The 10617-nt window shown below is 56.0% G+C and carries 8 protein-coding genes; 4 read left to right on the top strand and 4 right to left on the bottom strand.

The features are described 5' to 3' along the window. Window positions 1–687: 687 nt before the first annotated feature. Entirely contained in the window at window positions 688–993 is a 306-nt protein-coding gene (locus B2J69_RS19805) for a hypothetical protein (RefSeq protein ID WP_081141524.1), read from the top strand. A gap of 478 nt (window positions 994–1471) precedes the next feature. Here the strand turns inward: B2J69_RS19805 and guaA are convergent, their stop codons facing one another. Both guaA and guaB read right to left on the bottom strand, forming a co-directional pair. Continuing rightward, on the bottom strand, window positions 1472–3052 hold the full coding sequence (gene guaA / locus B2J69_RS19800; protein ID WP_081141522.1) for a glutamine-hydrolyzing GMP synthase: 1581 nt from the start codon (window positions 3050–3052) through the stop codon (window positions 1472–1474). Between the two features lie 72 nt (window positions 3053–3124). After that, window positions 3125–4591 carry an IMP dehydrogenase gene (gene guaB, locus B2J69_RS19795; protein WP_081141519.1) on the bottom strand — a complete coding sequence of 489 codons (1467 nt, stop codon included), beginning with the start codon at window positions 4589–4591 and terminating at the stop codon, window positions 3125–3127. A 169-nt stretch (window positions 4592–4760) separates the two neighbouring features. Between guaB and xseA the strand changes: the two genes are divergently transcribed. Genes xseA through B2J69_RS19780 form a run of 3 tightly spaced genes read left to right on the top strand, consistent with a single transcriptional unit; the run spans window position 4761 to window position 7536 of the window. Then, complete coding sequence (xseA, locus tag B2J69_RS19790) at window positions 4761–6134, top strand: exodeoxyribonuclease VII large subunit (RefSeq protein ID WP_081141516.1); 1374 nt, start codon at window positions 4761–4763, stop codon at window positions 6132–6134. A gap of 47 nt (window positions 6135–6181) precedes the next feature. Then, the gene (locus B2J69_RS19785) at window positions 6182–7195 is read left to right on the top strand and encodes a M4 family metallopeptidase (RefSeq protein ID WP_081141513.1); all 1014 of its coding nucleotides are present in this window, start codon (window positions 6182–6184) and stop codon (window positions 7193–7195) included. Beyond that, window positions 7192–7536: a protealysin inhibitor emfourin gene (locus B2J69_RS19780; RefSeq protein ID WP_081141510.1), complete on the top strand. Its 345-nt coding sequence runs from the start codon at window positions 7192–7194 to the stop codon at window positions 7534–7536. The genes B2J69_RS19785 and B2J69_RS19780 overlap by 4 nt, the downstream gene beginning before the upstream one ends. 96 nt (window positions 7537–7632) lie before the next feature. Here the strand turns inward: B2J69_RS19780 and B2J69_RS19775 are convergent, their stop codons facing one another. Beyond that, a complete protein-coding gene (locus B2J69_RS19775) occupies window positions 7633–7791 on the bottom strand; it encodes a type I toxin-antitoxin system Hok family toxin (RefSeq protein WP_081141507.1) in 159 nt (52 codons plus the stop codon). 320 nt (window positions 7792–8111) lie between these two features. Next, window positions 8112–10544 carry a glucose/quinate/shikimate family membrane-bound PQQ-dependent dehydrogenase gene (locus tag B2J69_RS19770; RefSeq protein WP_081141504.1) on the bottom strand — a complete coding sequence of 811 codons (2433 nt, stop codon included), beginning with the start codon at window positions 10542–10544 and terminating at the stop codon, window positions 8112–8114. Window positions 10545–10617 lie beyond the last annotated feature (73 nt).

Raw genomic sequence — 10617 nt, 5'->3', positions numbered from 1 at the left:
TGAGATAAAAGGTAATGATATATTGCCTACTAATAGCTCAGTGTTTATATTAAACATAGATGAATATTTTGATAGTAGTGACGTGATAGAAGATATCATAATCATTAGACTTGTAAGTTTTAGTTTATCGACCGAATTATATAAACTTATTTAATAAAAAATTTTTATATACAATCTTTATTTCAAATCACGCTTAAAAATATAAAAATGAACACTAAAGCTTATGTAACCCAAACTGGATAATTAATAGCATATTTTATCAGTATGGACACCTATTTAAATCTATAGTATCACCAATTAACCTCACTAATTAATTATCACAAACAAATAGCATTTAACACTGGAAAATATCCGTAAACCTCAATCACCCAATAAACACAACAAACCACCAAGCGCAATCAAATGTTATTTAAAATTTGTCATACCATTTTTTTAGATTGAACATAGATACTAATTTTATTATTAATAATTCAAAAAATTCATTATAAAAAACAAAAAAATTAATAATAAAATAAGTTTGATAGATACCATACACATCAAAAATTTTCACGATACGTAATTAGGTCTTCTAGTTTTTTACAAATTCTCGCAAGGTGCTCAAAAATCAGGGTTTCATAAATTCCTTTCCCTACTCATTCCTGCTGCTCGAATCTCTGTATAGGAAGGGTCAATTTAAAAAATTAAGGCTTGCAAGCTGTACTAAAATCAAACCAAGAATTTAGTAATATTGTTGAGATTGCAATCAAAGATTTGATTCCTTTAAAGAAAGATCGGAACTCGGATACGGCGAAGCTCATGTTGACGGAAACAAATGCAGATGACGTTATTAATCATCTAGTCGAAAAAAGAGGTTTCTATTTTCACAGGAACGTCAAACGTAAGAACTCTTGGAAACCCGATAAAAAAGTCGCGGCAGAATTTTTGGCGCTTCTAGCAATAGGTATTATCACAAAAATCACTACGAAGGCGGCAGAGCCAATGTTCGTCTCATAATTTGATAAACGTCATTTTGAAGATGCAATGCATGTGGGAGCCAAAATCGCGTTTTAAATAAAATTTCTATTTCGTGAACCTGAAGAAAATTCAGATAGAAAACATCATTTCAACATCACGATGTCAGGAACTAAAGTTACCTCTCGCACAGTTTTCGCTAACTCCCAACATTTTCTACGTGTATTTCAGCATAATCAGCCTGTATCGGATGTATGAGATGCTGAATGCAAAGTACAGAAAAGCAGGGAAAAGGTATTCAATATAACATTCCATACCAAAGCAGAAACAACTGTAAAGAAAGTATTAATAACATAACCATTAAAGCTTTGAAAAATAATAAATCAAATACATATAAAAATTATTCGTCCAAAAATGATATTTTTCCAACATATACTTTCAACCTGAAAAAAATGCCATTAATGATAAATATATCATTAATGGCATAGTTTAATTTTATTAAATCAATTACTTATGAGGCCTATTCCCACTCAATGGTCGCTGGCGGCTTGCCGCTGATATCGTAGACCACGCGCGAGATGCCGTTAACTTCGTTAATGATGCGGTTAGAGACGCGGCCGAGGAAATCATACGGCAGGTGCGCCCAGTGCGCGGTCATAAAGTCAATGGTTTCCACCGCACGCAGCGAGACTACCCAGTCATATTTACGGCCGTCGCCCATCACGCCCACGGAGCGCACCGGCAGGAAGACGGTGAACGCCTGGCTCACTTTGTTGTAGAGATCCGCTTTGCGCAGCTCTTCGATAAAGATCGCATCGGCGCGACGCAGCAGGTCGCAATACTCTTTTTTCACTTCGCCCAGCACGCGCACGCCCAGACCCGGGCCCGGGAACGGATGGCGATAGAGCATATCGTACGGCAGGCCCAGCTCCAGGCCAATCTTGCGCACTTCGTCTTTGAACAGCTCTTTCAGCGGCTCAACCAGGCCCAGCTTCATCTCTTTCGGCAGGCCGCCCACGTTGTGGTGCGATTTGATCACGTGCGCTTTGCCGGTCGCGGAGGCGGCGGACTCGATCACGTCAGGATAGATGGTGCCCTGCGCCAGCCATTTCACGTCAGTGAGCTTAGTTGCCTCTTCGTCGAACACTTCAACGAACACGCGGCCGATGATTTTACGCTTGGCTTCCGGGTCGTTTTCACCCGCCAGCGCGTCAAGGAAGCGCGCTTCCGCCGGTACGTGCACGATATTCAGGCCGAAGTGGTCGCCGAACATATCCAGCACCTGCTCTGCCTCGTTCAGGCGCAGCAGACCGTTGTCGACAAACACGCAGGTCAGACGATCGCCAATGGCGCGGTGCAGCAGCATCGCGGTCACAGAGGAGTCGACGCCGCCTGACAGGCCAAGAATAACCTTGTCGTTGCCAACCTGCTGGCGCAGACGCTCAACCGCGTCCTCGATGATTTTCGCCGGCGTCCACAGCGCTTCGCATTCGCAGATGTCGAGCACGAAGCGCTCCAGCATACGCAGGCCCTGACGGGTGTGCGTCACTTCCGGATGGAACTGCACGCCATAGAAACGCTTCTCTTCATTTGCCATGATGGCGAACGGACAGGTCTCGGTGCTGGCGACGGTGACGAAGTCGGACGGAATAGCGGTAACTTTATCGCCGTGGCTCATCCAGACGTCGAGCAGCGGCTTGCCGGCGGCGCTGATGGCGTCTTCGATATCGCGGATCAGCGCGCTCGGCGTCATCACTTCAACCTGCGCATAGCCGAACTCACGTTCGTTAGAGCCTTCGACCTTGCCGCCCAGCTGCATCGCCATGGTCTGCATGCCGTAGCAGACGCCGAGAACCGGCACGCCCGCATTGAACACATATTCCGGCGCGCGCGGGCTGTTGAATTCGGTGGTGCTTTCCGGGCCGCCGGAAAGAATGATGCCGTTCGGGTTGAACTGGCGGATCTGCTCTTCGGTGACATCCCATGCCCAGAGTTCGCAGTACACGCCCAGCTCGCGTACGCGGCGCGCGACCAGCTGCGTGTATTGAGAACCAAAATCGAGAATCAGAATGCGATGCTTATGAATATTTTCCGTCGTCATTGAGGCGTTTCCAGAACGGGTAACTAGATAATGAAAGCGCCCGGCTTAAGCCGGGCGATAAATCTTACGGGATCAGGATCCCATACGGTAGTTCGGTGACTCTTTGGTGATGGTCACATCGTGCACGTGGCTTTCGTTGATGCCCGCGCCGCTGATGCGCACAAACTCCGCTTTGGTGCGCAGGTCATCAATGGTCGGACAGCCGGTCAGGCCCATACAGGAGCGCAGGCCGCCCATCTGCTGGTGAACGATCTCTTTCAGGCGGCCTTTATAGGCGACGCGGCCTTCGATGCCTTCCGGCACCAGTTTGTCGGCGGCGTTATCGCTCTGGAAGTAGCGGTCAGAGGAGCCTTTAGACATCGCGCCCAGCGATCCCATGCCGCGATAGGATTTGAACGAGCGCCCCTGGTAGAGTTCAATCTCGCCCGGAGACTCTTCGGTGCCGGCCAGCATCGAGCCGACCATAACGGCGGCTGCGCCCGCGGCGATTGCTTTGGCGATATCGCCGGAGAAACGGATACCGCCGTCGGCGATCACCGGAATGCCGGTGCCTTCCAGCGCTTCGACGGCGTCAGAAACCGCAGTGATCTGCGGCACGCCGACGCCAGTGACGATACGGGTGGTACAGATTGAGCCAGGGCCGATGCCGACTTTCACCGCGCTCACGCCCGCCTGCGCCAGTGCCAGCGCGCCTGCGCCAGTGGCAACGTTGCCGCCAATGATTTCCAGGTCAGGATATTTCGCGCGGGTTTCGCGGATGCGCTGCAGCACCCCTTCAGAGTGGCCGTGCGAGGAGTCGATCAGCAGCACGTCCACGCCCGCCGCAACCAGCGCGTCGACGCGCTCTTCATTGCCAGCGCCTGCGCCAACCGCCGCGCCCACGCGCAGACGGCCCTGCGCATCTTTACAGGCGTTAGGTTTACGTTCGGCTTTCTGAAAGTCTTTTACGGTGATCATGCCGAGCAGATGGAAGCTGTCGTCCACCACCAGCGCTTTTTCAACGCGTTTTTCGTGCATGCGCTGCAGCACCACGTCACGCGCCTCGCCCTCTTTCACCGTGACCAGACGCGCTTTCGGCGTCATCACTGCGGTCACCGGCTGGGTCAGATCGGTAACAAAGCGCACGTCGCGGCCGGTGATGATGCCGACCAGCTCGTTGCTTTCGTTTACCACCGGATAGCCGGCAAAGCCGTTACGCTCGGTCAGGGCTTTCACTTCCGCCAGCGTGGTGGTCGGCAGCACGGTCTGCGGTTCGGTTACCACGCCGCTTTCATGCTTCTTCACCTTGCGAACTTCTTCCGCCTGGCGCTCAATCGACATGTTTTTGTGGATAAAGCCCAGACCGCCTTCCTGCGCCAGCGCAATAGCTAGTCCCGCTTCGGTTACGGTATCCATAGCGGCGGAGAGCATCGGGATGTTGAGACGAATGTTTTTCGTCAGCTGAGTGCTGAGATCGGCCGTGTTTGGCAGAACGGTGGAGTGAGCAGGAACGAGCAGAACGTCGTCGAAAGTAAGGGCTTCTTTAGCGATTCTTAGCATGGCAATATCTCAACCTGGGGTGAATGAGAACAGATAAAATATTGCCGCGGCATTATACAGGCCGTAATCGTTTGCCTCCAGCATTATTTTCGAAAAACTCTTGATCCTCGCTATCAGCCATGTAGTATCGGTTAATTAACCCTCTGATTTACTATTTGATCTCCATCACATGTCGCTACCGCCAGTTGCTAATGTTTTTACCGTCACTCGCCTGAATACCACGGTGCGTCAACTGCTGGAACAGGAGATGGGATCGGTGTGGCTGAGCGCGGAGATCTCTAACTTTTCTCAGCCCGCGTCGGGCCACTGGTACTTCACGCTAAAGGATGACGGTGCACAGGTGCGCTGCGCCATGTTCCGCAACAGCAACCGCCGCGTCACCTTCCGTCCTCAGCACGGCCAGCAGATTCTGGTGCGCGCCACCATCACGCTTTATGAGCCGCGCGGCGACTATCAGCTGATTATCGAAAGCATGCATCCAGCTGGCGAAGGCGCGCTGCAGCAGCAGTTTGAGCTGCTGAAGACGAAACTGGCAGGCGAAGGCCTGTTTGACCAGCAGCACAAACAGCCGCTGCCTGAGCCGGCGAAGCAGGTGGGCGTGATCACCTCGGCGACCGGCGCCGCGCTGCACGACGTGCTGCGCGTGCTGCACCGCCGCGATCCTTCGCTGCCGGTGGTGATCTATCCGACGCCGGTTCAGGGCGCCGACGCGCCAGCCGCCATCGTGCGCGCCATCGAACTGGCCAATCAGCGCGCGGAGTGCGACGTGCTGATTGTCGGGCGCGGCGGCGGTTCGCTGGAAGATTTGTGGAGCTTTAACGAGGAGCGCGTCGCGCGCGCTATCTTCGCCAGCCGCATTCCGGTGGTCAGCGCCGTCGGCCACGAAACCGACGTCACCATCGCCGATTTTGTCGCCGACCTGCGCGCGCCGACGCCCTCCGCCGCTGCTGAAATTGTGAGCAGAAATCAGACAGAACTGCTGCGACAGTTGCTCTCACAGCAACAACGGCTGGAAATGGCGATGGATTACTATCTGGCGCAGCAACAACGCCGCTTCTCGCGCCTCAATCACCGCCTGCAGCAGCAGCATCCGCAGCTACGGCTGGCGCGTCAGCAGACCGCCCTGTTCCGTCTGCAGCAGCGGCTGAACGAGGCGATGGAAAACCGGCTGCGTCAGACGATGCGCCAGCAGGATCGCCTGGCACAGCGGCTCGCCGCGCACCAGCCGCAGCCGCGTCTGTTCCAGGCGCAGCGCCAGCTGGAGCAGATGCGCTACCGCCTGCAGCAGAGTCTGGAAAAAAGGCTTAATCACGACAGGCAGCGCTTTGCGACGCTCGCCGCACAGCTGGAAGGCGTCAGCCCGCTGGCGACGCTGGCGCGCGGTTTCAGCGTCACCACCGATCTCTCCGGCCAGGTGGTGAAAAAAACCGCTCAGCTACAAAGCGGCGATATGCTACGCACCCGGCTCGACGACGGCTGGGTGGAAAGTCAGGTGACCAGCGTGCTGCCGGAAAAAAAGCGACGCCGTAAAACTCCATCCTGAACAAAGACTATACTTTTTGACACATTACTTGTGCCAAGGAGTCGGGTATGTCCTACAGCGTTATTCCTCCCTATATGTTGCGCAACATCGTGGCCCACGGTTCTGGCCCGCAGCAAGATTATGCGCGCCGCACGCTGGTGCACGTCCAGCATCTGATGGCGGAGAACTGGCAGAAGCCGGTGGCGCCGCAGACGGCGGCGGGCGGTCATGTCGATCGCGAAATCTACGATGCGAAAAACACCCAAAGCCTGCCTGGCGATCTGCTGCGCAGCGAAGGTCAACCTGAGACGGGCGACGTCGCCGCCAGAGAGGCGTGGGATTATCTTGGCGTCACCTATGACTTCTTCTGGCAAACTTATCAGCGTAATTCGCTCGACAATCAGGGGCTGAAACTGCTTGGCACCGTGCACTACGGCAAAGCGTATCAAAACGCCTTCTGGAACGGTCAGCAGATGGTGTTCGGTGACGGCGACGGCGAAATCTTCAATCGTTTCACCATCGCTATTGATGTAGTGGCGCACGAGCTGGCGCACGGCGTTACCGAGACAGAAGCGGGACTGATCTACTTTGAGCAGGCTGGCGCGCTGAACGAATCCCTTTCCGACGTGTTTGGCTCGCTGGTGAAGCAGTTTCATCTGAAGCAGAGCGCGGATAAAGCGGACTGGATTATCGGCGAAGGGCTGCTGGCCAGCGGTATTAACGGCCGCGGTTTGCGCTCGATGGCAGAGCCAGGCACCGCCTATGACGATCCGATGCTGGGCAAAGATCCGCAGCCCGCCCATATGGATCACTATATTCAGACGCGCGAAGATAACGGCGGCGTGCATCTTAACTCCGGCATTCCCAACCGCGCCTTTTATCTGGCGGCGAAAGCGTTGGGCGGCTATGCCTGGGAACTGGCGGGCCAGGCCTGGTACGACACGGTGTGCGACAAATCCCTGCCGCAGGACGCCGACTTCAGCACCTTCGCCCGCCTGACCGTGCAGCACGGCGAGCGCCGCTTTAACCGCTCGGTCGCGCAGTCAATTGAACAGGCATGGAAGGAGGTCGGCGTGCTATGAGTTCCCTTCCCGAACTGACCGACGACGCGGTGATAGAAGTTGAGCGCGAAGGCGGACTGGCTTTTATTCCCGGCCTGCGCGGGGCGCGGCGCTTTGCGCTGGCCCAGCTGCCGCAGCCGCAAAAACAGCGCGTCTGTCAGGTTCTGGAGCAGGCGCTGCCGCTGGGCGAGCCAGAAGATAAAGCACCGCAGATTGGGCGCAGCGATCAGCGCTACTTCCGCATTCAGATTAGCTACGCCACCCACCGTGGAATCGGCACTATCGTGCTGCTGATCCCGGAACAGGTTGCGCCGCCAGAGCTGGAGGCGCTGTGGCGCGACGGCGACGAGGGCGCCCATTAAAAAAGGCCGCCACATCCGTGGCGGCCTTATGAAGGCGCTTAAGCGCTGTCCAGCCAACAGCCGGTAAAGGCGGGGAGATTCCCCGCCTTCCGGTTGCTACTTACCAGATTCGTAAGCCATCGAAGCAGCCACCTCGCGCTGGTTGTCCCGGTAGCGGATCTCGCACAGCGATTTCCGCGTCAGCCAGGTAAAGATTAAAAGTGTGAGACACACCAGTAATACGCAACAAACCAGCGTTAGCTGTGGCAATTTCATGGTCACTCCTCCTTGCGCAGAGCGCGGTAAGAGGCTACCCTGCTGTTGTTCGGACAGTGGGGCAGCCTCGTGGGTTAATGAAAATTAACTACGGGGCTTTCTCTTTTCTGCCTCACAACCAGCTTGCCGATCGCTCAAGGCAGAAACCTCAAGCGCCGCCGCGATTATACCCGCTCCGCTTTCCTGCCCAACTGCCGTACCGCGACTTAGCGACCTGCTTCTCAAAGGCTTTTGCAACAGCCGCCACGCTTACACTTTCCTGTGCGCCAAATAAAAAACCCCGCGCCGGAGCGCAGGGTTTGATGGGTTACGCTTAGCCGTTACGGCAGCGCGTAGGCAATCACATAGTCGCCGCGATCCGGCGACTGACGCGCGCCGCCTGCGGAGATCAGGATGTACTGCTTACCGGTTTTCGGTGACACGTAGCTGATTGGACCGCCCTGGCTGCCCACCGGCAGACGTGCTTTCCACACCTCTTTACCGGTCGAGCTGTCGAAGGCGCGCAGGTAGTAGTCCTGGGTGCCAGCGATAAACACCAGGCCGCCCTGCGTTGCCAGCGTACCGCCCAGCGTCGGCATGCCGACTGGCATCTGCGCACGCATTTTAATCCCGAACGGGCCGGTATCCTGCACGGTGCCGACCGGCACCTGCCAGACGATTTTGCGCGTCTTCATATCGATTGCCGACAGCGTGCCGAACGGCGGTGCCTGACACGGAATGCCCAGCGGCGACATAAAGCGGTTTTTGTTGACCGCATACGGCGTGCCTTTCAGCGGCACCGCGCCCATACCGGTGTTGATTGCTTCGCCGCCGTTGCTGCCGCGTGCGATTTTGCTGGTATCGGCCGGGATCATCTGCACCCACAGGCCCAGACGCATATCATTAACGAACATATACTGGTTGTTCGGGTCGAACGACATGCTGCCCCAGTTCATGCCGCCGAGCGAACCCGGGAAGCTGAGGGATTTGTCAGTATCCGGCACGGTGAACAGGCCGTCATAGCGCATCGATTTAAAGGCGATGCGGCATGCCAGCTGGTCAAACGGCGTGGCACCCCACATGTCCGACTCTTTCAGCGTCTGGTTGCCAATCTGCGGCATCTCGGTCGAGTGCGGCTGCGTTTTGGTGTACTGCTCATTCGGGATATGGCCCTGCGGCATCGGCAGCTCTTCGACTTTCGTCAGCGGCTTGCCGGTTTCGCGGTCCAGCACGAAAATCATGCCGGTTTTACCGCCGATCACCACGGCAGGTTTGGTGGTGCCATCCTTCATCGGGAAGTCCACCAGGCTCGGCTGCATCGGCAGGTCGAAGTCCCACAGATCGTTATGCACGGTCTGGTAAACCCACTTCTCTTTGCCGGTGGTGGCGTCCAGCGCCAGCACGGAAGCGCCATATTTATGATCGAGCGCGGTACGGTTGGCACCCCACAGATCGACAGATGAGCTGCCCATCGGGATAAACACGGTGTTCATCGCCGGATCGTAAGACATCGGCGCCCAGGAGTTCGGGGTGCTGCGTTTGTAATCCTGACCCGGCATCAGCACGGCGTTCGGATCGACGTTGCCTGGGTCAAACGCCCAGCGCTGCTTGCCGGTGATGACGTCAAAGCCGCGCAGTACGCCGCCAGGCATATCGGTCTGCACGTTATCCGCCACGCGGCCGCCAACCACAACCGTCGTCCCCGCCAGCGTTGGCGCGGAAGTCAGCTGATATTTCGGATCCTGCGCTTCGCCCAGGCCCTCTTTCAGGTTCACCACGCCGTGGTTGCCGAAATCTTCGCAGAACTCGCCGTTGTCGGCGTTGATGGCGATAAGGCGCGCATCAATGGTGTTCATCAGAATGCGACGCTGGCAGCTGTCGCCCGCCGCAATGCTCGGCGCCGGTACTGGCGTTGAGCCCGGCTTGCTCGGCTGCGTCAGCGGTTTAGTGGCGTCGAAGTAGGCCAGACCGCGGCAGCGCGGCCAGACTTCCGCCTGCGCGTTGATTTCGCGTTTCCAGATCTGCTTGCCGCTGTCTGCTTCCACCGCAATCACGTTGTTGTGCGGCGTACAGAGATAGAGCGTATTGCCAATCTGCAGCGGCGTTTGCTGATCTTCTGCGCCGTTGCCGGTCGGGCTGATCGGCGTATCGCCGGTGTGGAATGTCCAGGCGACCTTAAGATCTTTCACGTTGTCGCGAGTGATCTGGTCGATAGCGGCAAAACGGTCGCCGCCCGGCGTACGGCCGTAGTTATTCCAGTCCTGCTGCGGCTTGCTCTTATCAACCGGGATCAGCGGCAGCTCTTTGCCGGTGAAGGCCACGGTGGGATGCGGCTGGAACATCTGCACCAGCGTGCCGACCATGCCGACGGCGATCACCGCTGACAGCACGTAAGAGACCTTCGCCAGCGAGGATTTACCTTCGCGCTTGCGCAGCGCAGGCCAGGTGAGAAACGCCAGCAGCATCAGGCCCGACGGCACCATCAGGCGCGACACCAGCGGCCAGAAGGTCCAGCCCGCATCCGCCAGCGCCCAAATCAGCGAGCCGACGAAGACCAGAATAAACAGCACAACGGCAGAGGACTTGCGGCGGAAGAACTGGATCGCCGACAGCAGCATGACAATGCCTGCAATCAGGAAGTACCAGCTGCCGCCAAGCGAGACCAGCTTGCCGCCGCCGATTGCAAAGAACAGGCCGATTGCCAGCAGTACCAGCCCTAGCAAAATCGACCAGATACCCAATCCTTTGCCGGATCGGGATGATGTTTCAGCCATAACACAAACTCTCCTGAAAAAATAAAGCACCCGCGCCTCAACGTGGGTTAGCCGCGCTGAGGCGTCACGACAT

Origin of the sequence: Pantoea latae, from assembly GCF_002077695.1 — a bacterium.
GTDB lineage: Bacteria > Pseudomonadota > Gammaproteobacteria > Enterobacterales > Enterobacteriaceae > Pantoea > Pantoea latae.
Note: the sequence above shows the minus strand (reverse complement) of the source record. Positions and strands in the feature narration are given on the sequence as shown.

What these genes read in the sequence shown, in the direction of transcription:
- guaA (WP_081141522.1), bottom strand. Translation starts at nt 3,052, where the DNA reads ATGACGACGGAAAATATTCATAAGCATCGCATTCTGATTCTCGATTTT.
- guaB (WP_081141519.1), bottom strand. Translation starts at nt 4,591, where the DNA reads ATGCTAAGAATCGCTAAAGAAGCCCTTACTTTCGACGACGTTCTGCTC.
- xseA (WP_081141516.1), top strand. Translation starts at nt 4,761, where the DNA reads ATGTCGCTACCGCCAGTTGCTAATGTTTTTACCGTCACTCGCCTGAAT.
- B2J69_RS19785 (WP_081141513.1), top strand. Translation starts at nt 6,182, where the DNA reads ATGTCCTACAGCGTTATTCCTCCCTATATGTTGCGCAACATCGTGGCC.
- B2J69_RS19780 (WP_081141510.1), top strand. Translation starts at nt 7,192, where the DNA reads ATGAGTTCCCTTCCCGAACTGACCGACGACGCGGTGATAGAAGTTGAG.
- B2J69_RS19775 (WP_081141507.1), bottom strand. Translation starts at nt 7,791, where the DNA reads ATGAAATTGCCACAGCTAACGCTGGTTTGTTGCGTATTACTGGTGTGT.
- B2J69_RS19770 (WP_081141504.1), bottom strand. Translation starts at nt 10,544, where the DNA reads ATGGCTGAAACATCATCCCGATCCGGCAAAGGATTGGGTATCTGGTCG.